This window comes from Billgrantia bachuensis (assembly GCF_011742165.1).
Taxonomy (GTDB): Bacteria; Pseudomonadota; Gammaproteobacteria; order Pseudomonadales; family Halomonadaceae; genus Halomonas; species Halomonas bachuensis.
Window position 1 is genome coordinate 77,159 of sequence record NZ_JAAQTO010000023.1, and the last position, 20,999, is coordinate 98,157.

Sequence of the window (20,999 nt, forward strand, 5' to 3'; positions counted from 1 at the left end):
GCCCCTCGCACGCCGCCGTCGCGCCTAGCCGGCGGCGATGACGGGTTTTTCGAGCTCGCGAATGCTGGCCACGAAGTCGCTGAAGCGTTCGCCCTGGATCAGCACATGGTCGCGCAAGGCATGCTCCGCTGCCGCCGGATCACCGGCTTCGATAGCCTCCACCACGGCCCGGTGCTCGCGCAGCGAACTGTGCATGCGCTGGCGCACCTGCAGCTGCAAGCGCCGGTACGGCTTGAGCCGCTGCTTGAGCTGGCGCGCCTCGCCCAGCAGAAAGGCGTTGTGGCTGGCGCGATAGATGCAGTCGTGGAAGGCCTCGTTCTCGTAGTAGTACTCGTCGGTATCGCCGGCCAGGGCGGCGGCCTCGCAGCGTTCCAGCGCCCCGCGCAGCTCGGCGAGCTCCGCATCGTTGATGCGCCGCGCCGCCAGGCGCCCGCACATGCCCTCGAGTTCGGCCATGACCTCAAACATCTCGATCAGCTGGTCGATGCCCACCTTGGCCACGAAGGTGCCCTTCTTCGGCGTGACCGTGACCAGCCCGCTGGCCACGAGCTGCTGGATCGCCTCGCGTACCGGCGTGCGCGAGACGTTGAACTCGCGACCCAGCGCCTCGGGGTCGAGCCGCTCACCGGGAGCCAGGCGCCCATTGATGATGGCGTTCTCCAGTGAATCGCGCAGGCGCTGCGCACTGGAGCGCTTGGGGCTGGTCATGGTCACCCTCCTTCCTTCACGGCGTCTCGTGAACGGATTTTCAACCGACTTTTTACTGTAACGGATTTGACATGCGTATACGCAAGGGCTATTGAAGTATACATCAGCCACGCTGATAAACATCACATAATCCTTACTCCTACATAAGAACAACCCTGTGGAGACGCCAAATGCAACGCCACAACACCCTACCCGCCCTGGCCACCGCCCTCGGCCTGGCCATTGCCTTCAGCAGTGCCGCTTCCGCCAACACCGTCCTTCGCGCCTCGCATCAGTTCCCTGGCGGTCAGGGCGACGTTCGCGATGAGATGGTGCAGATGATGGCCCGCCAGGTGGCCGAAGCCGACGTCGGCCTCGAGATCCAGGTCCACCCGGGCCAGTCCCTGTTCAAGGCCGACGAGCAGTGGGGCGCCCTGGTCCGAGGACGCCTCGACATGACTTCCCTTCCACTCGACTACGCCAGCGGCCGCCACCCCGAGTTCTCCGCCACGCTGATGCCGGGACTGGTGCGCAACCATGAGCACGCCCAGCGCCTCAACGATTCCGAGTACATGGAGATGATCAAGGAGGTGATCCGCGAGGGCGGCGCACGCGTGCTGGCCGACGCCTGGCTGTCGGGCGGCTTCGCCTCCAGCGAACAGTGCATCACCTCGCCGGACACCGTGGAGGGGCAGAACCTGCGCGCCGCCGGCCCGGCCTTCGAGCAGATGCTGGAGGCAGCCGGTGCGTCCATCGCCTCGATGCCCTCCTCCGAGGTCTATACCGCCATGCAGACCGGTGTGCTGGACGCGGCCAATACCTCGTCGATGTCGTTCATCTCCTTCCGCCTCTACGAGCAGGTCGAATGCCTGACCGAGCCGGGCGACTATGCGCTGTGGTTCATGTACGAGCCGATCCTGATCTCCGAGCAGACCTGGCAAAAGCTCAACGAAGAGCAGCAGCAGGCGCTGATCGAGGCCGGCCAGGCCGCGGAGGAGTTCTTCGCCGCCGAAGCCGCCGCCATCGATCAGGAAATGGTGGAAGTCTACGAGGAGAACGGCGTCGAGGTGGTGCGCATGAGCGAGGATGACTACAACGCCTGGCTCGAGATTGCCCGCCAGACCTCCTACAAGAACTTCGCCGAGAACGTGACCAACGGCCAGGCCATCATCGACGCCGCCCTAGCCGTCGAGTGACGCCCAGCCCTTCCCTGCGTGAGCCGGGCCACCCGCAACGGGTGGCCCTCCATTTCGAACCCCGGGAGGACTGCATGGCCATGGCCCACTCTCAGCCCCTTGCTCAACGCTTCGGCGTCGTCGGCGCCTATATCGGCCTGATGGATCGACTCTCTCGCCTGCTGGCCTACGTGGCGGGCATCCTGTTCATTGCCGGGGTTAGCGTCATCTGCCAGATGGTGTTCGTGCGCTACGTGCTCGGCATGAGCACCAGCTGGCAGACCGAATTCACCGTGCTGGCGGTCACCGCTGCCATGCTGCTGGGCAGCCCCTATGTGCTGATGACCGGCGGCCACGTAGCGATCACCATTCTGCCGGACGCCCTGGGCGGCATCGCGCGGCGGCTGATGCAACTGACCGCCGCCCTGTGCGGCCTCGCCTTCTGCGCCGCGCTGGCCTTTGCTTCCTGGTTCTACGTGTGGGAAGCCTGGGAGGGCGGCTGGACCACCGGCACGGTGTGGAACCCACCGCTCTGGCCGGGCCTGGTGCCGATGGCCGTCGGCGCCACGCAGCTGTCACTGCAGTACGTGGCCGAAATCCTGCGTGGGGAGGGCTGAGCATGGATCCGACTACGCTGGGCATCATCGTCGCCGTCGCCCTGATCGTGCTGATGGCGATCGGCACTCCCATCGCCTTCGCCCTGGGCGGCGTCTCGCTGCTAGCGCTGATCTACGACCGCGGCCTGCCCGAACTCATCTACTTCGGCGAGACCTTCTTCGACCGCATCGCCGAGTTCGGCTTCGTCGCCATCCCGATGTTCATCCTGATGGGCGCCGCGGTGGCATCGTCGCCCACCGGCCGCGACCTCTACCGCTCGCTGGACCTGTGGATGGGCCGGCTGCCGGGCGGCCTGGCCGTCTCCAACATCGGCGCCTGCACCATCTTCTCCGCCCTCTCCGGCTCGTCGCCGGCCACCTGTGCCGCCATCGGCAAGATGGGCATTCCCGAGATGCGCACCCGCGGCTACCCCGACGGCGTGGCGGCGGGCTGCATCGCCGCCGGCGGCACCCTGGGTATCCTCATCCCGCCGTCGGTGACCATGATCATCTACGGCATCTCCACCGAGACCTCGATCGGGCGGCTGTTCATCGCCGGGGTAGTGCCGGGCTTCATGCTGGCCGGGCTGTTCATGGCCTGGACCATGATCGCCTGCCGGCTGGCCGGGGGCTACGCCAACCCGCTGGCCCAGGCCGCCGGCCAGATCAAGGAGAACGTCGAGACCAACATGCGGGCGCTGGTTCGCGTGCTGCCCTTTCTGGCAGTGGTCGGGGGCATCCTGTTCGCGCTGTATGGCGGCGTGGCCACGCCCTCCGAGGCCGCTGGCGTGGGCGCCTTCCTATGCCTGGCGCTGGCCGTGATCATCTACCGCATGTGGCAGGTCGGACCGATCAAGCTGATCATGCGCGACTCGCTGCGCGAGAGTGTGATGATCATGCTGGTGATCGCCTGCGCCGAGGTGTTCGCCTATGCCCTCTCCTCGCTGTTCATCACCCAGACCGTGGCCGGCGCCATCGCCGAGATGGAGGTCAACCGCTGGGTGCTGATGGGCGTGATCAACCTGTTCCTGCTGGTCGCCGGCTTCTTCCTGCCGCCGGTGGCGGTGATCGTGATGACCGCGCCGATTCTGCTGCCGATCATCCTGGCCGCCAACTTCGACCCCTACTGGTTCGCGGTGATCCTGACCATCAATCTGGAGATCGGCCTGATCACCCCGCCGGTAGGCTTGAACCTGTTCATCATCAAGGGCATCGCGCCGGACATCTCGCTGCGCGACATCCTCATGGGCAGCCTGCCCTACGCCCTGGCATTGCCCTGTGGCTGCCCAACCTGATCATGGGCTGACTGAGAGTGGAATCATGAACATGACCTTCCTGCAGGAGCTGTTCAACAGCATCACCCAGCGCGATGCCCGGCTCTGGCGCCGGCAGGGCGAGCTTACCGCGCCCGACCACGCCCAGATGTTGGCGGCCTGCCGGGCGCTGCTGGAGAGCGACGGCGAGGCTTCGAGCATCAGCCTGGCCAGCCGCGCGCTGTCCATGTACAACCGGCTGACGGAAGACGAACGCACTCGCTTCTTCGAGGGGCTGGCCAGCGAATTCGCCGCCGACCCGGCGCGCATCGACGAGGCCTACGAGGCCTATCGCGAGGCCCGCGACAACCCCAGCCTGCACGCCCTGTTCGACGCCTGCGAGCCGCGCCGCCAGGAGCTGTTCCGGCGCCTCAACCTGGCCAGCAACGGTACTTACGAACTGGTGCGCATGCGCGAAGGGCTGTTGGCACGTTTGCGCGACCGGGACGCAGAAGGCAGGCAGGAGCTGGGCGCCATCGACGCCGACTTCGCCCACCTGTTCGGCTCCTGGTTCAACCGTGGCTTCCTGATGCTCAAGCGCATCGACTGGAACACCCCGGCCTCGATCCTGGAAAAGATCATTCGCTACGAGGCGGTACACGAGATCCGCGACTGGGACGACCTGCGCCGACGCCTCGACGCCCGTGACCGCCGCTGCTTCGCCTTCTTCCACCCGGCCATTGGCGACGAGCCGCTGATCTTCGTCGAGGTGGCGCTGTGCAAGGGCCTGCCCGACCGCATCCAGCCCATCCTGTCCGGCGAAAGTGCCGGCGAGCGCGGCATCGACGACCCCGAGGCCGCCGACGCCGCCGCCTTCTTCGGCATCAGCAACTGCCAGACCGGCCTGCGCGGCATCTCCTTCGGCAACTTCCTGATCAAGCAGGTAGTGCAGGAGCTCAAGCTGGAGCTGCCGCAGCTCAAGCACTTCGTCACGCTCTCGCCGGTGCCGGGCTTCGCCCATTGGCTCGCCGAGCAACGTGACGACGATGCGCTGCCCGACGAGCTGTGCCAGGTTCTGCACGAGCTCGATGCCCCCGACTGGCATCTCGACCCGGCCCAGAGCGAACGCCTCAAGGCCGTGATCAAGCCGCTTGCGGCCCGCTATCTGGTCGAGGAGAAGAACTCCCGCGGCCTGCCGCTCAACCCGGTGGCACGCTTCCACTTGGGCAACGGCGCCGAGCTGCATCGCATTAACTGGCTCGGTGACACTTCGCTCAAGGGCGTGAAGCAGGCCGCCGGCCTCATGGTCAACTATCTCTACGTGCTCGACGACATCGAGCGCAATCATGAGAACTACACCGCCAACGCCACCGTGGTCTGCTCCAACGAAGTTCGCGATCTCAATCGCCGCGCCCGGAAAATGGCCAAGGGAGAGCCTGCCAAATGAGTCACAACCTCTTCGAAACCTTTGCCGCCCGCATGCGCGAACGCGGCGATGCCGATTTCATCACCACCCGCGAAGGCCGCCGCTACTCCTATCGCGATACTCTCGAGGCCAGCGGCCGCCTGGCCGGCGCCCTGGTCGAGCTGGGCGTGGCTCCCGGCGACCGGGTCGCGGTGCAGGTTGACAAGAGCCCAGAGGCGATCCTGCTCTACCTCGCCTGCCTGCGCATGGGCGGCGTCTACCTGCCGCTCAATACCGGCTATACCGCCGACGAGATCCGCTACTTCCTGTCCGACGCCGAGCCGGCGCTGTTCGTGTGTCGCCCCGCCGCCCTCGAGGAGGCCCGCAAGGTGGCCGGCGAGAGCGGCTGCCCGGCGGTGGAGACGCTCGGCACCGATGCCGACGGCGGCCTGATCGCCCGGGCCGAGCGCGCCGAGCCGTACACAGGTATCGAGCCGCGCGCACAAGACGACCTGGCGGCGATCCTCTACACCTCAGGCACCACCGGGCGCTCCAAGGGCGCCATGCTGACCCACCGCAACCTGGGCTCCAACGCCGCGACCCTGAAGGAGGCGTGGCGCTTCAGCGCCGGAGATCGCCTGATCCATGCGCTGCCGATCTTCCATACCCACGGCCTGTTCGTCGGCTGCAACGTCACCCTGATGGCCGGCTCGAGCATGTTGTTCCTGCCCAAGTTCGATGCCGACGTGATCTTCGAGGAGCTGCCCCGCGGCACGGTGCTGATGGGCGTGCCGACCTTCTACACCCGTCTGGTGGCAGACGAGCGGCTCACGCCCGAGGCCACCGCCAACATGCGCTTGTTCGTCTCCGGCTCGGCGCCGCTCACCGCCGAGACCCATCAGGCCTTCCAGGCCAGGACGGGGCACGCCATCCTCGAGCGCTACGGCATGACCGAGACCAACATGAACCTCTCCAACCCCTACGACGGCGAGCGCCGCGCCGGCACCGTGGGCATGCCGCTGCCGGGGGTGGAGTACCGTATCACCGATCGCGAGACCCACGAGCCGGTGCCTCAGGGCGAGATCGGCATGCTCGAGATCCGCGGCCCCAACGTCTTCATCGGTTACTGGCGCATGCCCGAGAAGACCCGCGAGGAACTACTCGATGACGGCTTCTTCGTCACCGGCGACCTGGCCATGACCGACGAGCAGGGCTACGTGCACATCGTCGGCCGCGACAAGGACCTGGTGATCTCCGGCGGCTACAACGTCTACCCCAAGGAGGTCGAGCAGGTCATCGACGAGCTGGAGGGCGTGGTGGAGTCGGCGGTGATCGGCCTGCCGCATCCCGACTTCGGCGAGGGCGTGACCGCCGTGGTGGTGCCGGAGCCGGGCGCCGCACTCGAGGAAAAGCAGGTGCTCGACCACCTCGAGGGGCGGTTGGCGAAGTACAAGCAGCCCAAACGAGTATTCTTCGCCAATAACCTGCCGCGCAACACCATGGGCAAGGTGCAGAAGAACGAGCTGCGCAAGCACTATCAGGACACCTATCGCTGACCGCTCGTTAGCCACACCAGGCGCAGCGCGGCCGGGGCAACGGCCGCGCCTCGGGCTGCACCCAGCGCCGCAATTGTATTGAGAATGATTATCGTGAATGCTAGCCTGCTGCCATCGCAAGCGGAGTCCCGGCACCATGGCCAAGCAGAGCTATCAAGTATTCGACATCTCCCTTTCCCGCCGGACCCAGGTCAGCCCTTCGCTGGTCAGGTTCACCTTCACCGGCCCCGAAGTATCGCGCATGGCCACCTACGCGCCGGATCAGCGCATCAAGCTGTTCTTTCCCACCGGAAGCGTCGGCCTCGAGGCCTTGTTCGCCTGCGTCGAAGGCGAACCCGACGACTGGTACGCGGCCTATCGCGCCATGCCCGACGACCTGCGCCCGCCGATGCGCACCTACACCATCCGTGAACTGCGAGCAGAGCAGGGCGAGGTCGACGTCGAGTTCGTGCTGCACGGCGACAACGGCCCCGCCTCGCGCTGGGCCATGCACGCCCGGCCGGGCGAACGTCTGGCCATGACTGCTCCAACCAATGACGTGAAGAACGCCGGTGTTGGCTACGAATGGAAACCGCCGCGCGGCGTGAAGCGCATCCTGGTGGTGGCCGACGAAACCGCCCTGCCGGCGGCAGCCGGCATTCTGGAAGAACTCGCCGTGCGTGCCGATCGCCCGCAGGTGGAAGCCCTGATCGAAGTACCGCTAGGCGGCGATGTCCAGGCGCTTCCTGCGTCGGCCAAGGTCAGCTGGCTGCCGCGCGATGCCACGCCCGGCTGCGCCCATGGCGAGCGGCTGCTGCGCGCCGTGCGCGACATCGACCTGCGCGCCGAGGTCGCCCATCTGGGCGGCAAGCCCGAGGTTGTCGAAGCCCATGACGAGCCGGGCGACGAGCTGCTCTGGGAAGCTGCAACGGTCGACGACGGCGCCCCCTTCTACGCCTGGATCGCTGCCGAAAGCAAGGTGGCACTGGGCATCCGGCGCTACCTGGTCAACGAATGCGGGCTGCCCAAGCGCTATGTCAGCAGCATGGGTTACTGGCGTGAGGGCAAGGTGCTGGGCTGAATCGCGCCATTGCCGGATGAAGGCAAGCGCAGCGGACTTGGCAAATGTCCCGGTTCGCCGCACATTGAATGTCCGAACAAGAGGAGTGTGCCATGACTTCGCCCAATGATCGTCTCGATCCGGATGGACTTGCCACGCGCCGTCAGGTGCTCGGCGACGCCTACGTCGACAATGCCCTGGCCCAGGCCGACGAGTTCGGCTGGCCGCTTCAGGAGCTGGTGACGCGCAACTGCTGGAACGACATCTGGAACCGGCCGGGGCTGGCACGCCCGACCCGCAGCCTGGTCAACGTCGGCATACTGGTCGCGCTCAACCGCCCCCACGAACTCAAGGTGCATTTGCGCGGCGCGCTCAATAACGGCTGCAGCGAGGAGGAGATCCGCGAGGTGCTGCTGCAGTGCGTGCCCTACTGCGGTTTCCCGGCGGCCATGGACGGCATGCGGGTCGCCCGCGAAGCGATCGCCGCCTACCGCGAGGAGCAGCAGACCGGCAACTGAGCCGCTGCGCCAAGCTCACCGCATGATCGGCATCGCGCCGGTCAGAAGGCACTCTCTTCGCTTCGTGGGGCTGTCGCTGCCGGCAAGGCGGCAGGCGTCCATAGCGGAGCCCGGGAGGTCGAGTCGGCCAGGGTGAAGGCGCCCACCACCTCGGCCAGGCGCAGCGACTGCTCCTCGAGCCGCTCGGCAGCGGCACTCGACTCTTCGACCAGGGCGGCATTCTCCTGGGTCATACGGTCCAGCTCGGCGACCGCCACATTGACTTGGCCGATGCCGTCGCTCTGCTCGCCGGTGGCCGCGGTGATCTGCTGGAGCACGTCGCTCACCCTGGAAACGCTGGTGACGATCTCGTTCATGGTCGCGCCGGCCTGACTGACCAATTCGGAGCCGCTGCGTACCTTCGTTTCCGAAGCGTCGATCAGGGCCTTCACCTCGCGTGCGGCCGCTGCCGAGCGGCTGGCCAACTGGCGCACTTCGCCAGCCACCACAGCGAAGCCGCGCCCCTGTTCGCCGGCGCGGGCCGCCTCCACCGAGGCGTTCAATGCCAGCAGGTTGGTCTGGAAGGCGATGCCGTCCATCACCGTGACGATTTCGGCGATCTGGCGCGAGGCGCCGGTGATCTCGTCCATGGTGGACACCACCCGCGACACCACTTCGCCACCGCGAGCGGCAACTTCGGAAGCCGACTGCGACAGGTCATTGGCCTCACGCGCGGACTCGGCGGTGTGCTCCACGGTACTGGTGATCTCCTCCATCGAGGCCGAGGTCTGCTGCAAGCTGGCGGCTGCAGTCTCGGTGCGCCGGGATAGATCCTGGCCGCCGCTGGCGATCTCGGTCGCGGCGACACGCACAGCCTCGCTACTCACACGCACCTTGAGCAGCACGTCGTGGATCTTGTCGGCGAAGGCGTTGAACTGAATGGCCAGCTCGGCGCTCTCGTCGCGCCCCTCGACCGGCAGGCGCTGGGTCAGGTCGCCGTCGCCGGAGGCGATCTCGCGCATGCGCCCGGCCAGTTCCCGCAGCGGCCGGGCGATGCCGCCGCCCACCAGCCAGATCGCCACCAGGCCAAGGCCGGCGACCAGCAGCCCCACCAGGCCCATGCCCCACAAGTGCTGGCGACGCTGGTCGCCCAGGGTACGCTGCAGGGCTCCCAACTCGGCCAGCACCACCTCTCGTGGCAGGCGGGTGAGCAGCACCCAGGGCGCCTGGTCGTCGCTGACGCTGAAAGGCAGGTAGAGTTCGAGCATGCCATCGGCATCCTCTATGCGTTGCATTTCCCCGCTGCGCTGGGCCTCGAGGATACGCTGCTGTACCGCATCGCCCATCACCTGCCCCGCCGCTTCGCCCAAGGAGCCATTATCGGCGGTGTAGGCCGCCACGCTGCCCAGCGAGGCAATCAGCGCCATCTCGCCGGCGCCGTCATAAAGCCCCTGGTTGGCCTGGGTCAGGAACTCCTGGGTGAAATCCACCGACATGTCGACACCGGCGATACCGCGGAACTCTCCCTCCACGACGATCGGAACGTTGAAGGAAGTGACCATGCGCATGACGCCCGCATAGTCGTAGGCCGCCGGGTCGATGATGCAGGGCGCCAAGGTATCGCGCGGGCAGAGATAGTATTCCCCGCGGCGCATTCCGTTGCCCAGCGGCGCCTCGCTTTCCATGTTCTCTTCATTGAGGGCTCCCAGGCGCATGCTGCCATCGGCCTCACGCACCCACCAGGGCCGGAAGCGTCCACTACCGTCTGCGAAGCCGGTCTCGCGGCCGGCATAGCGGGCATCGGCGTCGAAAGCGTCTGGCTCCCAGCCGATATAGGCATCCAACAGACCGGGGTTCTCGACCACGGTATGGCGCACCAGATTGGAAAGCTCCTCGCGGCTCAGGCGCAGTTGCGAGCGGCCATCGTCACCCGGCATGCCCATGAGGGCATTGGTATGAGCCAATTGGCTGGCCAGGGTCAGGGCTCGGTCCAGTTCGTTGCGGATGCGCTCGGCCTCGGCGTGGGCCAGCGAAGAGAGCCGTTCGTCGATACCACTCTCGAGCAGCGACTGGGTGTGCTCAGCCACCACGTCCTGGGTGCGCGAGGCGGACACCAGTGAATAGCCGACCAGCGCGGCCGTCACGGCCAGGAGGCAGGCACCGGCCAGGGCGACGACGAGCAGTCGAAGGGAGCGGAATCGTAAGCGCATGAGGGGGGACTCGTTCTTGTTATAGGAAACCAAGGGCTGACCATAGTCCTTTCTTGAACGTAGAAACGTAGTCAAAACGACTGAGAACTTGGTATTCGCGCCACTGTCGCTATTCGCGTGAGGTAGTGCCCCTCCTGGACGCAAAAACGGGACACCTTGCCCCGGGCGAGCTAGCCTCTGAAAACCGCATCACGCGGATGAGAGGAGCCCTCCATGCCCAAGCGCATCACCTACTACTTCAGCCCGGTATCGCCCTGGAGCTACCTGGGCCATGCCCGGCTCGGCGAGATCGCCTCCCGCCACGGCGCCACGATCGACTACGTGCCGGTCACGGTCAGCGCGGTCTTCCCCAGAACGGGCGGGCTACCGCTGCCCAAGCGCGCGCCCGAACGCCAGGCCTACCGCCTGGCGGAGCTGAGACGCTGGCCGCGCCTGCTGGGCGTACCGCTCAACGTGGAACCGAAGTATTTCCCCGCCGACGATCGACCGGCGGCGCGCCTGGCGCTGACCGCCAAGGCCCGGGGCCACGACATCGCCGAGCTGACGCTGGCCATACTGCGGGCCTGCTGGGCCGAGGAGCGCGACATTGCCGACCTCGCCACGCTGGGCGAGATCGCCGACGCCTGCGGCCTGGATGGCAGGGCGTTGCTGCAGGAGTCGGAAGAAGAGCCGGGGCATCAGCGCCTCGACGATGCCTGCGAGCAGGCCATTGCCGCCGGCTGCTTCGGCGTTCCCTGGTACGACGTCGAAGGGGAGCCGTTCTGGGGCCAGGATCGCCTCGAACTGGTGGAAAAGAAACTGGCCGGCGAGCTATGAGTCAAACCGTCATGTCTTTACTCAGCCCTCACGGACTCGCCATCGTCGACGAGCTCGCCGAGCGTCACGATTTCAGTCATGACGCCATTGCGCACATGGTATCGGCCGTGACCGACGGTAATGGCCAGATGGCGATGTTCTCGCACCCCGAGTTCGGTGGCCCCGGCCAGTGGATGCAGGGCGGCATGCTGCTGCTGAGCGCCCCTCTCAACCATACCTTGAACGCTCGCGTGGATGCGCTGTGCCACGAAATAGGGGAAATAATTGGTGAGAATGCGGATGAGATCATTGCCCAACAGCCGGCTTGGCTCGTCGCGGAAGAGAACACTGCCTGGTGGCCGGCGGAACTCGGCGCACCCAACGCGACCGGCGAACAGAACGGCTTACGCTATGCCTACTTTGCCCAGGCTCGCCGCCTCGTCGTGCAGACTGAAGATGCCATTCGGGTCTATGACACCCTTGATCATCGTATCGGTGGCTTTGCCCAGCAACAGGGAAGCCAGAGCCGGTTTACGGTGACCAGCCAGCACGGCGACATCGACCTGGCAAGCCTGCCGGTCATCTCCTCCGACAGGCACCCGCCGAGCTAGGAAGCGCTCCGCTTCCTCAGGCGACAAAAGGATTTACCGGCGTGCACGGCCCAAATGCGGCCTCGATGACCTCGGCGGCCTCCAGCACCAAGTCGTCGCGAAAGCGGTCGGCATACAGCTGGACGGTCATCGGTGCGTTGTCGATCGGCCGCGTCGGTAACACGACAGCGGGGAAGCCGAGCAGATTGCCGGGAGTCACGAACCATTGCATGCTCAGCATCAGGTCACTGCCGGCAGGTGATGCGACATCGGCATCGTGCACGAACGGTGCCGATGGCCAGACGGGCCCCAGAACGATCGGATACTCTGCAAAAAATGCCGCCCAGGCCCGGCCGAGGCGCGAACGCTCCTGATGCAGCGCGGCATGCGTCACCGTCGGATCGACTCTGGCGATCATGGCATCCATGAGCATGGCCGCCTCGGCGCTGAGCACGGGGCGCATCGGCTCGGCCGTGAGGCTCAGGTCGGACATCTGGAATTGCGTCCAGAGATGGTTGATCAGCTCGATTTCCGGCGGTATCGCCTCTTCCACCTGATATCCGGCAGCCGCAAGCGCTTCGCCTGCCGCCCGTACGCTGGCGACAATGGCCGGCTCGATAACAGTGCCGGGCAGCGATGTCACCATGGCAACACGACGCGGGATTCGCGGGCCATCCAGCGCCACCGTGACCGAGCGAGGATCGCGCACGTGCTGTCCGTGGACCTGTTCCAGCACGAGCCTGAGATCGGCCACGCTGCGGGCGATGGGGCCATCGGTCAGCATCACCTGGGCACTCAGGTAACCGTCGCCGGCACCACCGAAGGGAACGCGCCCCTGGGTCGGCTTCAATGCCGCGACACCGCAGCAGAACGCAGGATTTCTCAGTGATCCACCGATATCATTGCCGATTCCGAGCGGTGACATGCCGGACGCCACGGCCGAGCCTTCACCACCACTGCTGCCCCCCGCAGTCAACTGTGCCTTCCACGGATTGCGCGTCAGTCCCCTGAACGGGTTGCTGGTGGAGATCCGCAGCCCCATTTCCGGCATGTTGGTACGCCCGATGGGAATGGCGCCGGCGGCACGCATCCGCTCGACCACCGGGGCATCCTGCTGCGGCAAAGCATTGGCGTTCGCTGCTAGGCCGAAGGTGGTCGGGGTGCCGAGGCAATCGATGTTCTCCTTCACCGTGATCGGCACCCCGTGCAGGGGCGGCAAGTCGCGTTCCCCCATCTTTTTGCGACGTGCATCCGCCGCATCCGCCGCCTCACGGGCCGACGTCTGCAGTATGACAGTGACGGCATTGAGCGTCGGATTGACCGCCTCGATCCGCGCCAGATGCGCATCGATCACCTCGCGGCTCGAGACTTCCCCGGCACGGATAAGAGCCGCCAATGTCGTGGCCGACTGCCGCCAGAGATCCTGCGAACGGCCCGGGTCCCGGGGCGAAGGACGCTTTTCCATGTTTTCACTTCCTTTGTGGCCGTGACACCCGAAGCTGTGGCGGCACGGGATGCGATCCTGCATCGTCAAGTCGTGTGGGCAGTGGCGCAGCCAATCGTTCCGCAGAACAGCCGATAGATGGTCCGCTGCGAGGGTCCCACTCCCAGCAGAATAGTCGCTCATGGCGAATTCTCTGCAAGCGGTGAATGGATATACCGGACAGATAGCTGTCCGCCATCGGCACAGCAGAAACGTGCAAAGCGCCGCACGCCTGGGCAAGCCCTGTCGCCTCCGACCTTCCATCATGTTCTCGATGAGCCCGTAAGCGGCTCGTCCCCATCCCTGAAACATGTAAAGAGGTCGCCATCATGAGGCTTCGCACCCTTGCGCTCCTGCTTGCCCTGGCGCTCGTCCCCGGTACGGCGCTCGCCGATCGCCCGTCCCCCGAGGATCAGCCCCTGATGACTCGCTACGGAAGTGGCTCAACTCCCATGGTCAAGCTCAGCTTCGACGAATTGGATACCGACAAGGACGGCCGGTTGTCGCCAGCCGAAGTTCACCAGGCATCGCTGTCCGACTCGTTCTGGGAGCTCGACCGCAACCGCGACGGCTATCTCAATCGCCAGGAGCATGACTATCACCCCAACTGATTTCGACTCAGCTCGTATCGACGCGGGTGCCTAGGCACTCGCGTTATTGCAGATATTTCACCACGCTCTCGCTCGCCAGAAAGGACCAGAAAATGGTCCCGCTGACCTATACTCGTATCGTTAGTTGACCAGGACCCAGCTCTCTGAGCGACAAGGACCTCCAGTCGCGCTCAGGGCGTTCGCTCTCTCGGGGGCGATGCGATGACGCCACTTTCTATCAGGATGCGCCGGCCGCCGAGCCTCGTGCCCGAGGTGCGGGCACGGCTGGCCAAATTGCTCGACGATGCCGAAGCCGCCTTGACCAACGATCAGGAAGCGGCCCGCGCCAGCTTGGCTCAGGCCCTGTGCCTGTTGACCCAGGCGACGGAGAATCCCCTGCCGGAGCCTAGCCTTCATGGCGGACTCGTCGGCTGGCAGATCAAGCGCGTCCTCGCCTTCGTCGATGCGCACCTCGACACGACGATTCACGTCAAGGAGATGGCGGCCGAAGCGCACCTCAGCCTCAGCCACTTCTCGCATGCCTTCAAACTGACTTTCGGCGAGCCACCGCTAGCCTACGTGACGCGCCGGCGCCTGGCCCGCGCCTGCGAACTGATGCTGGCCGGTGATGCACCGCTTTCCTGGATCGCCCACGAGTGCGGCTTTTACGACCAGCCGCACTTCACCCGCCACTTTCATCGCCGGCTGGGCATGACCCCACAGAACTGGCGGCGCCTGCATTCCCAAGGCCCGGTGGACTGAACTGGCGGCACCCGACTGCTTGTCGCCGCTGCCAATGCCACGCCTCATGCCGGCCTTTCCAACCCGAACAGGTCGCCAAGGCGAACTCGTCCTCTCCGGCAGGCTGGCGCTGGTGACGTTCATCGCCTCCACCAGCGCTTCGCCGCTGATGGGCAGATCGCCCCACAGAGACGATAGATGGCCCTGCTGCTCGGCGGTGCCTCTTCCAGCCAATAGTCGCTCATGGCGAATTCTCCGCAGGCGGGGAATGGACATGCGGACCGGCCCCTCCTCGCCGACAACGATGCCCGGATCGAGCTCCCGAACGACGCCCTAGCGCGTCACCATCAGCAGGCCGGCCAGCAGCGCAATGCCGCCGGCGATGAAGTTCAGTGTCAGCGGTTCGCCGAGCAGGCCGGCGCCGAACAGTACGCCGAATACCGGCGACAGGAACGAGAAGATGCCCAACTGCGAGGCGAAGTAGCGCCGCAGCAGCGAGAACCAGAGCAACAACGCGGCAAAGGAGATCACCAGTGTCTGGAAGGCGAGGCTGGCGATGACCGCACCGGTCGCATGGATGCGGCCAAGATCCCCCAGTAGCGTGGCGACGGGCAAGAGCAGTAGGCCGGCGATGACGAGCTGATAGCACAAGGTCTGGACCGGCGGCGCTTCGGACAGCGACGAGCGCCGAATCACCAGCGTGGTCGCAGCCCAGGAGAGACCCGCCAGCAGTCCCAGGGCATCGCCTAGCAGGATAGCTCCGGCGTTCTCGACAGCGGTCGTCGGCGCCATCGCCATGGTCATGCCGGCGAAGGCCAGCCCGACACCCATCCACTGCCGCCGCGTCAACTGCTCGCCTGGCACCCACAGATGCAACCCCAGCGCGGCGAACACCGGTGCGGTGTAGAGAAATACTGACATGTGCGATGCGAGCGTATGGTTCAGTCCCCACGCCACGAACACGAATTCTGCGGTGAACCCCAACCCCACCAATAATCCCGGCCCGAGGCGAGCGCGAAAGTCGGCCAGCCGCACGCCATGCCGATAAGCCAAGGCCACCACCAGCAGGCCCGCAATGGCGGAACGCAGGGCGATCTGCACCAACGGCGAGATATCGGCGGCGACCGCCTTGATCGCGACCTGCTGAAGCCCGAGCGCCAGGCAGAACAGCACCATCAGGCCACTCGCCTGCAAGTCGATGTGGCGGCGCGAGGCCGTGCTCTCCAAAGCCTCAGTTTGAGTCAATCGCCTGGTGTGCTCCATACCGCCTCCTTGACCGTTAATTCCGCCAGTCAAGCAGTTGTCAGCACTTGCTCCAAACGATTACTCTGCTGCCCTAGGCTCAGGAAAATTCACCCTATGAAGATCGAGCGTCTGCCCCTGAATGCGCTTCGAGCATTTGCCGAAGCGGCACGAGAGGGAAGCTTCAAGACCGCCGCCGGCCGCCTGGGCGTCACCCCCGGTGCGGTCAGCCGACAGGTCAAGCAGCTCGAGGATCGGCTGGGGATTCCTCTCTTCGACCGGCACGCCAACGGCGTACGCCTGAACGAGGCCGGGCGCGACCTGGCCGCCGACATCGACAGCGGCTTGGAACGCATCGCGGCGGGAGTCACGGCCGCAAGGGCACGAGCACGCAGCGCCGCCACCTTGTCGCTGAGCGCCCCGCCCTCCTTCCTGCAATTGTGGCTGCTGCCGCGTCTGGCTGATTTCGAAGCCTCGCCGGAGGGGCTCAGCATCTCCCTCGATGCCAGCCAATCGCTTACCATGCCCGCCTGGCAAGGCGACGGCGCACGCCTGGCGATTCGCTACGGCCGTGGCCCCTGGCCGGGCGTGACGAACCATCGTCTGTTCGCCGATGAACTGTTTCCCGTCTGCGCCCCGTCGTTGCTGCAGCAGGGCCAGCCTCTGCGAGAACCCGCCGACCTGGCCGGCCACACCCTGCTGGACGTCGGTTGGGAATCGCGACAGGGGATCGCCTTTCCCGGCTGGAGCGAATGGCTCGAGTCCGCCGGCGTAAGCGACAAGGTCGCCCCGCCGCAGCGCCGTTATTCGCTGTTCGGCTTGGCGCTGGACCAGGCTATCGCCGGGCACGGCGTCATGCTCGCCAACCACCCCATCGCGATGGATCGTTTGAAGAGCGGCATCCTCGTGCGCCCTTTCGGCGAACGCTATGTTCTTGCCTCGCCCATGACTTACGACCTGCTGGTGCCCGCCACCGGCGAGGCACCGCCCGCGGTCGGCCGCTTCATTGATTGGTTGCTGGCCGAAGCCGCCGCCTTCGACCGGGAGACGCTGGGTGGCAAGGCAGGCTAGACAAGGTGCCGTCAGGCCGGCCTTTCCAGCCCGAACAGATCGGTCGTACGGGCATAGTCGCTGCCGGCCATACGCCCGATGGGCTTGAGCGCTTCCACCGAGACATGGCGGCCGTTCCAGATCGCATCGTCGATGTGGATCGAGACCACCTCGGCCAGCACCAGGCAGCCCGCCATGGGCTGATCGCCGAAGCGCACGATCTCGCGCAGCCGGCAGCCGAAGGCCACCGGGGCCGCCGCCACCCGCGGCACCGACAGCCCCGGCATGGCGACCTTCTCCAACCCCGCTAGGGCGAACTCGTCTTCGCCGGCCGGCAGGCTGGCGCTGGTGACGTTCATCGCTTCCACCAATGCCTCGCCGCTGATGTGCACCACGCACTCCGGCACCTGCTCCAGGTTGCGGATGGTGTCCTTGGGCTGGCCTTCGCCGTTGAGCAGCGGCGAGAAGCCCAGCACAGGCGGCGCCACGCTCACCACGTTGAAGAAGGAGAACGGCGCCAGGTTGGTATGGCCTTCTCGATCATGCGTCGAGACCCAGGCGATGGGCCGCGGGCAGATCGCCCCACAGAACAGACGATAGATGGCCCCGCTGCTCAGCGGTGCCTCTTCCAGCAGATAGTCGCTCATGGCCAGCCCTTGTTGCATTCGGTGAAGGCCTTCCATCCTACACCCGTCGCGGTACCGCTCAATGTGTCAGCGCCAGCCCCGCCGCCTGGGTCGGCGGCAGCAGCGCCAGCGTGGCTTTCATTTCACGCACCTCCTCGCCAGGAGGCCGGCCGAAGAAGCGCTTGAACTCGCGGCTGAACTGCGACGGGCTCTCGTAGCCCACCCGGGCGGCGGCTGCCGCTGCGGGCAAGCCATCACGAATCATCATGATCCGGGCCTGATGCAACCGCGTCGACTTGATGTACTGAAGCGGCGATGTCTGCGTTACCGCCTTGAAGTGCACATGGAAGACCGCCGTGCTCATGCCGACTTCGCTGGCCAGGCGCCCCACCTCCAGGGGCTCGGCATAATCCGCGTGGATGCGATGCAGCGCCTTGGCAATCCTGCCGAACTGGCCCTGATGCGCCAGCGCCGCGCGCACGCTTCCGCCCTGTTCGCCGACCAGTACGCGGTAGCAGATCTCCCGCATGATGCCCGGCGCCAGCACCTGCGCCTCCAGTGGCGAGGCCAGCGCTTCGACCAGTCTGAGCGTGGCATCCGCCATGGGCTCGCCGAGCGGCGTTGAGAGCATGCCTCGCGGCGGCGCCACCGAGCGCTCGCCCATTTGGTCCAGCATGAACACGAGCTCCGCCACCACGGCCATGTCCAGGCGAATCGAAATGGCCAGCAGCGGCTCCTCGGGGCTGGCCTCGGTCTCCGATGCGAAAGGTAGCGGTACCGACAGCACGAGGTAGTGCAGGGCATCGTAGAGATACACCTCGTCGCCCAGGTAACCCCGCTTGCGCCCCTGGCACACGATCACGATGCTCGGCTCGTACAGCACCGGCGTTAGCTTCAACGAACGATTCGAGCGCAGGAAGCGCACCCCATCCAGCAGGGATTGGGTGAAGCCCTCATGCGGCACGAGCCGATACAGCTGCTCGACCATTCGCTCATGAAAAGGGGAAGACAGGGTCGCCACACGTAAGCTCCTCGTTTACATTCGCACTTTATATTTAGGCAAACCCGAAGGCAAAATTTAACTTATAAAATCTCCCATCAATAGGATTAGGCAAAAATCTAGTAGGAATGGCTCTGTCGGCAACTCCGGCTTCTCCTTAGGCTTGTTCCAACGACACTCTCACCCCCCGCGATTCCCGAATCGTTCGCTGCGAGACCAGTGGGAGAGTCGTACCAAGCCACCCATACGGAGCCTATCTCCCATGAGCAAAGTCATTCTTCTCACCGGCGCCAGCAGCGGCATTGGCGAGGCCACCGCCCGCCTACTGGCAAGCCACGGCCATCGACTGGTCGTCGGCGCACGCCGCACCGACAGGCTGGAAACCCTGGCACAAGCCATTCGTGCCGAGGGCGGCACCGCGGACTACCGCGCGCTGGACGTCACCCAGCGGGAAGACGTGCAGGCCTTCGCCGAGGCGGCGCTCGATATCCACGGCCGCATCGACGTCATCATCAACAATGCCGGCGTCATGCCGCTCTCCCCCCTGGCCTCGCTCAAGGTCGACGAGTGGGACCGCATGATCGACGTCAACATCCGCGGCGTGCTGCACGGCATCGCCGCCGTGTTGCCCACCATGCAGGCCCAGGGCAGCGGGCAAGTGATCAACATCTCCTCCATCGGCGGGCTCTATGTGGTGCCCACCGGCGCCGTCTACTGCGCCACCAAGTACGCCGTGCGCGCGATTTCCGACGGGCTGCGCCAGGAGCACGACAAGCTTCGCGTCACCTGCGTCTATCCCGGCGTGGTGGAGTCGGAGCTTGCCGACACCATCACCGATCCCGGCGCCGCCGAGGCGATGAAGAGTTACCGCCAGATCGCACTCAAGCCTGACGCCATTGCCGCGGCCATCGCGCATGTGATCGCCCAGCCCGACGAGGTGGACACCAGCGAGATCGTGGTCCGCCCCACCGCCAGCCCGGCATGAGCCCGGCCGCGTCGAGTAACCCACCTCCTGAACCTCATCAACCTACTTTTCGAAGGGAAACCAAACGATGAAAACCTCGAAATACGCACTGGTTATTGCACTCACCCTTGCCTCGGGTGCCACCCTGGCCGAACAGGGCGAAGGCCCCCTGGTTCTGCCGCACCTCGCCTCCTCTAACACAGCCGGCCAGAACAGCTTCGACCGACTGGATCTGGACGGAGATGGCGATATCTCCCGGCAGGAAGCGCAGGCGGGTTCGCTACCGGAAATCTTCGTGCTGATGGATCGCAACCACGATGGCAGGCTCTCCCGCCAGGAGTTCCACCACCGTCCGCGTTGATCGGTTGGTATGGCACAAAACCCATGCAGGCAAGCAATAGCATTTTCAGCCTGCACATTGATAAGGGGGCCCTAGGCCCCCTTCGTCGTTGTGGCGAGAGGGGGCTAATTTCAAGGCGAATTCTCTTCAGGTAGAGAGTGGGCAGGTCGGGTCGCCTCTTCCCCGCCGGAAACGAGGCCCTGATTGAGCTGCCCGAACGGCACATGCACCGACGGCAAGATATCGCTGGTGGCCGAAAGGTGAGACGCCTGATCGTCGAAGAAGATATGCGGCTTGATGATGCCGAGGACATGCTCCTTGGCGATGCCGCCGAGGAAATAGGCCTCGTTGACCGTCACCCCCCAACTGCGCATGGTATGGATGACCCGCTCATGGGCCGGCGCATTGCGGGCCGTCACTATTGAAACTCTAACTTTGGGACGATAGGCGCCCTGCGTTTCCTCTTCGCGCTGCTTCTCGAGCATCTGGATATGGGCCAGCTTGCGCAGGAAAACGGCAAGCAAACCCGCCTCGGAAGGCACCTGGGCATTGGCCCGTTCGTATTCTCGAAACGCCTCGATCCCCTGCTGCTGGTAGATGGTTTCGGACTCATCGGTGACCAGCACGCCATCGAAGTCGAAGGCGATGCGCAGCTCCTCTTCGTCGGTCAGATCGAGATCGCCCGACGACAGCACCTGCCCTGCCGGGTGCCCCGCCAGTATTGCCTGATCGACATCCTGGCGATTGGCCGACAGAAAGAGGCTGATATTTAAAGCCGGAATGAAGCGGTGGGGATAGCGACCCTGTAGGAAGATCGCCCGCGTGATGCCCAGCTCGTGGTGCTCGATCGACTTCATGACGCGCAGACCGGTTTCCGGATCGTTGCGCGAGAGCAGCACCACCTCGATGGGCGGATTGTCCGGGCTCAGCTCGTTCAATGACAGCAGGCGCTTGATGAAGGGGAAGGCAACCCCGGTACCGAGTGGAATGTTCTCGTTATCGCGCTGGTAGATGCGATAGGACGCCTCCCCCTGCTCGCGAAAGACCCGATCGGATTCCTCCAGATCGAACAAGGCGCTGGATGCCAGCCCGATTACCAAGCGTTCGCTGAGATCGTAGGCCATGGTCGTCCCTGATGAAGAAGTGCAACGCACGATCTC

General features: G+C 65.3%; 20 protein-coding genes and 1 pseudogene. 14 read left to right on the forward strand and 7 right to left on the reverse strand.

Features of this window, described 5'->3' with window-relative positions:
• Nucleotides 1–24: 24 nt before the first annotated feature.
• On the reverse strand, nucleotides 25–708 hold the full coding sequence (locus HBJ55_RS09265) for a GntR family transcriptional regulator (protein WP_167113335.1): 684 nt from the start codon (nucleotides 706–708) through the stop codon (nucleotides 25–27).
• Nucleotides 709–878: 170 nt separating this feature from the next.
• On the opposite strand from HBJ55_RS09265, the gene dctP reads away from it, so the two are divergent.
• The 7 genes and pseudogenes from dctP to HBJ55_RS09300 all read left to right on the forward strand — a co-directional run bounded on the left by dctP (nucleotide 879) and on the right by HBJ55_RS09300 (nucleotide 8,229).
• The gene (gene dctP, locus HBJ55_RS09270) at nucleotides 879–1,883 is read left to right on the forward strand and encodes a TRAP transporter substrate-binding protein DctP (RefSeq protein ID WP_167113337.1); all 1,005 of its coding nucleotides are present in this window, start codon (nucleotides 879–881) and stop codon (nucleotides 1,881–1,883) included.
• Between the two features lie 80 nt (nucleotides 1,884–1,963).
• Nucleotides 1,964–2,479, forward strand: a complete 516-nt coding sequence (locus tag HBJ55_RS09275) for a TRAP transporter small permease subunit (protein ID WP_338071988.1) — start codon at nucleotides 1,964–1,966, stop codon at nucleotides 2,477–2,479.
• Between the two features lie 2 nt (nucleotides 2,480–2,481).
• A pseudogene (locus HBJ55_RS09280) lies at nucleotides 2,482–3,764 on the forward strand (TRAP transporter large permease).
• 14 nt (nucleotides 3,765–3,778) lie between these two features.
• Entirely contained in the window at nucleotides 3,779–5,158 is a 1,380-nt protein-coding gene (locus tag HBJ55_RS09285) for a malonyl-CoA decarboxylase (protein WP_167113343.1), read from the forward strand.
• Nucleotides 5,155–6,672: a malonate--CoA ligase gene (locus HBJ55_RS09290; protein WP_167113345.1), complete on the forward strand. Its 1,518-nt coding sequence runs from the start codon at nucleotides 5,155–5,157 to the stop codon at nucleotides 6,670–6,672. Before HBJ55_RS09285 ends, HBJ55_RS09290 begins: the two co-directional genes overlap by 4 nt.
• 136 nt (nucleotides 6,673–6,808) lie before the next feature.
• Nucleotides 6,809–7,732: a siderophore-interacting protein gene (locus tag HBJ55_RS09295; protein ID WP_167113347.1), complete on the forward strand. Its 924-nt coding sequence runs from the start codon at nucleotides 6,809–6,811 to the stop codon at nucleotides 7,730–7,732.
• Between the two features lie 92 nt (nucleotides 7,733–7,824).
• On the forward strand, nucleotides 7,825–8,229 hold the full coding sequence (locus HBJ55_RS09300) for a carboxymuconolactone decarboxylase family protein (RefSeq protein WP_240936046.1): 405 nt from the start codon (nucleotides 7,825–7,827) through the stop codon (nucleotides 8,227–8,229).
• Between the two features lie 41 nt (nucleotides 8,230–8,270).
• On the opposite strand, the gene HBJ55_RS09305 is transcribed toward HBJ55_RS09300, so the two are convergent.
• Entirely contained in the window at nucleotides 8,271–10,418 is a 2,148-nt protein-coding gene (locus HBJ55_RS09305) for a methyl-accepting chemotaxis protein (RefSeq protein WP_167113351.1), read from the reverse strand.
• 213 nt (nucleotides 10,419–10,631) lie between these two features.
• Between HBJ55_RS09305 and HBJ55_RS09310 the strand changes: the two genes are divergently transcribed.
• Nucleotides 10,632–11,234 carry a 2-hydroxychromene-2-carboxylate isomerase gene (locus tag HBJ55_RS09310; protein ID WP_167113353.1) on the forward strand — a complete coding sequence of 201 codons (603 nt, stop codon included), beginning with the start codon at nucleotides 10,632–10,634 and terminating at the stop codon, nucleotides 11,232–11,234.
• A gap of 11 nt (nucleotides 11,235–11,245) precedes the next feature.
• The gene (locus HBJ55_RS09315; RefSeq protein WP_167113355.1) at nucleotides 11,246–11,824 is read left to right on the forward strand and encodes an SHOCT domain-containing protein; all 579 of its coding nucleotides are present in this window, start codon (nucleotides 11,246–11,248) and stop codon (nucleotides 11,822–11,824) included.
• Nucleotides 11,825–11,840: 16 nt separating this feature from the next.
• Here the strand turns inward: HBJ55_RS09315 and HBJ55_RS09320 are convergent, their stop codons facing one another.
• Nucleotides 11,841–13,268 carry an amidase gene (locus tag HBJ55_RS09320; protein WP_167113357.1) on the reverse strand — a complete coding sequence of 476 codons (1,428 nt, stop codon included), beginning with the start codon at nucleotides 13,266–13,268 and terminating at the stop codon, nucleotides 11,841–11,843.
• A 347-nt stretch (nucleotides 13,269–13,615) separates the two neighbouring features.
• Between HBJ55_RS09320 and HBJ55_RS09325 the strand changes: the two genes are divergently transcribed.
• Nucleotides 13,616–13,897, forward strand: coding sequence for an EF-hand domain-containing protein (locus HBJ55_RS09325; RefSeq protein WP_167113359.1), 282 nt, complete (start codon nucleotides 13,616–13,618; stop codon nucleotides 13,895–13,897).
• 201 nt (nucleotides 13,898–14,098) lie between these two features.
• Nucleotides 14,099–14,638, forward strand: a complete 540-nt coding sequence (locus HBJ55_RS09330; RefSeq protein ID WP_167113361.1) for a helix-turn-helix domain-containing protein — start codon at nucleotides 14,099–14,101, stop codon at nucleotides 14,636–14,638.
• Nucleotides 14,639–14,950: 312 nt separating this feature from the next.
• Here HBJ55_RS09330 and HBJ55_RS09335 read toward each other — a convergent pair whose 3' ends face one another.
• Nucleotides 14,951–15,880, reverse strand: coding sequence for a DMT family transporter (locus HBJ55_RS09335; RefSeq protein ID WP_167113363.1), 930 nt, complete (start codon nucleotides 15,878–15,880; stop codon nucleotides 14,951–14,953).
• A gap of 96 nt (nucleotides 15,881–15,976) precedes the next feature.
• Here HBJ55_RS09335 and HBJ55_RS09340 point away from each other — a divergent pair, with 96 nt between their 5' ends.
• Nucleotides 15,977–16,930: a LysR substrate-binding domain-containing protein gene (locus tag HBJ55_RS09340; protein ID WP_167113365.1), complete on the forward strand. Its 954-nt coding sequence runs from the start codon at nucleotides 15,977–15,979 to the stop codon at nucleotides 16,928–16,930.
• Nucleotides 16,931–16,941: 11 nt separating this feature from the next.
• Here the strand turns inward: HBJ55_RS09340 and HBJ55_RS09345 are convergent, their stop codons facing one another.
• Complete coding sequence (locus HBJ55_RS09345; RefSeq protein WP_167113367.1) at nucleotides 16,942–17,556, reverse strand: flavin reductase family protein; 615 nt, start codon at nucleotides 17,554–17,556, stop codon at nucleotides 16,942–16,944.
• Nucleotides 17,557–17,614: 58 nt separating this feature from the next.
• Complete coding sequence (locus HBJ55_RS09350) at nucleotides 17,615–18,556, reverse strand: AraC family transcriptional regulator (protein ID WP_338071989.1); 942 nt, start codon at nucleotides 18,554–18,556, stop codon at nucleotides 17,615–17,617.
• Nucleotides 18,557–18,797: 241 nt separating this feature from the next.
• Between HBJ55_RS09350 and HBJ55_RS09355 the strand changes: the two genes are divergently transcribed.
• Together HBJ55_RS09355 and HBJ55_RS09360 are read left to right on the forward strand one after the other, a co-directional pair.
• Nucleotides 18,798–19,520: an SDR family oxidoreductase gene (locus tag HBJ55_RS09355; RefSeq protein WP_167113369.1), complete on the forward strand. Its 723-nt coding sequence runs from the start codon at nucleotides 18,798–18,800 to the stop codon at nucleotides 19,518–19,520.
• A gap of 67 nt (nucleotides 19,521–19,587) precedes the next feature.
• A complete protein-coding gene (locus HBJ55_RS09360) occupies nucleotides 19,588–19,860 on the forward strand; it encodes an EF-hand domain-containing protein (protein WP_167113371.1) in 273 nt (90 codons plus the stop codon).
• A gap of 110 nt (nucleotides 19,861–19,970) precedes the next feature.
• On the opposite strand, the gene HBJ55_RS09365 is transcribed toward HBJ55_RS09360, so the two are convergent.
• The gene (locus tag HBJ55_RS09365) at nucleotides 19,971–20,963 is read right to left on the reverse strand and encodes a 5'-nucleotidase (protein ID WP_240936047.1); all 993 of its coding nucleotides are present in this window, start codon (nucleotides 20,961–20,963) and stop codon (nucleotides 19,971–19,973) included.
• Nucleotides 20,964–20,999 lie beyond the last annotated feature (36 nt).

What these genes read in the sequence shown, in the direction of transcription:
- HBJ55_RS09265 (WP_167113335.1), bottom strand. Translation starts at nt 708, where the DNA reads ATGACCAGCCCCAAGCGCTCCAGTGCGCAGCGCCTGCGCGATTCACTG.
- dctP (WP_167113337.1), top strand. Translation starts at nt 879, where the DNA reads ATGCAACGCCACAACACCCTACCCGCCCTGGCCACCGCCCTCGGCCTG.
- HBJ55_RS09275 (WP_338071988.1), top strand. Translation starts at nt 1,964, where the DNA reads ATGGCCCACTCTCAGCCCCTTGCTCAACGCTTCGGCGTCGTCGGCGCC.
- HBJ55_RS09285 (WP_167113343.1), top strand. Translation starts at nt 3,779, where the DNA reads ATGAACATGACCTTCCTGCAGGAGCTGTTCAACAGCATCACCCAGCGC.
- HBJ55_RS09290 (WP_167113345.1), top strand. Translation starts at nt 5,155, where the DNA reads ATGAGTCACAACCTCTTCGAAACCTTTGCCGCCCGCATGCGCGAACGC.
- HBJ55_RS09295 (WP_167113347.1), top strand. Translation starts at nt 6,809, where the DNA reads ATGGCCAAGCAGAGCTATCAAGTATTCGACATCTCCCTTTCCCGCCGG.
- HBJ55_RS09300 (WP_240936046.1), top strand. Translation starts at nt 7,825, where the DNA reads ATGACTTCGCCCAATGATCGTCTCGATCCGGATGGACTTGCCACGCGC.
- HBJ55_RS09305 (WP_167113351.1), bottom strand. Translation starts at nt 10,418, where the DNA reads ATGCGCTTACGATTCCGCTCCCTTCGACTGCTCGTCGTCGCCCTGGCC.
- HBJ55_RS09310 (WP_167113353.1), top strand. Translation starts at nt 10,632, where the DNA reads ATGCCCAAGCGCATCACCTACTACTTCAGCCCGGTATCGCCCTGGAGC.
- HBJ55_RS09315 (WP_167113355.1), top strand. Translation starts at nt 11,246, where the DNA reads ATGTCTTTACTCAGCCCTCACGGACTCGCCATCGTCGACGAGCTCGCC.
- HBJ55_RS09320 (WP_167113357.1), bottom strand. Translation starts at nt 13,268, where the DNA reads ATGGAAAAGCGTCCTTCGCCCCGGGACCCGGGCCGTTCGCAGGATCTC.
- HBJ55_RS09325 (WP_167113359.1), top strand. Translation starts at nt 13,616, where the DNA reads ATGAGGCTTCGCACCCTTGCGCTCCTGCTTGCCCTGGCGCTCGTCCCC.
- HBJ55_RS09330 (WP_167113361.1), top strand. Translation starts at nt 14,099, where the DNA reads ATGACGCCACTTTCTATCAGGATGCGCCGGCCGCCGAGCCTCGTGCCC.
- HBJ55_RS09335 (WP_167113363.1), bottom strand. Translation starts at nt 15,880, where the DNA reads ATGGAGCACACCAGGCGATTGACTCAAACTGAGGCTTTGGAGAGCACG.
- HBJ55_RS09340 (WP_167113365.1), top strand. Translation starts at nt 15,977, where the DNA reads ATGAAGATCGAGCGTCTGCCCCTGAATGCGCTTCGAGCATTTGCCGAA.
- HBJ55_RS09345 (WP_167113367.1), bottom strand. Translation starts at nt 17,556, where the DNA reads ATGAGCGACTATCTGCTGGAAGAGGCACCGCTGAGCAGCGGGGCCATC.
- HBJ55_RS09355 (WP_167113369.1), top strand. Translation starts at nt 18,798, where the DNA reads ATGAGCAAAGTCATTCTTCTCACCGGCGCCAGCAGCGGCATTGGCGAG.
- HBJ55_RS09360 (WP_167113371.1), top strand. Translation starts at nt 19,588, where the DNA reads ATGAAAACCTCGAAATACGCACTGGTTATTGCACTCACCCTTGCCTCG.
- HBJ55_RS09365 (WP_240936047.1), bottom strand. Translation starts at nt 20,963, where the DNA reads ATGGCCTACGATCTCAGCGAACGCTTGGTAATCGGGCTGGCATCCAGC.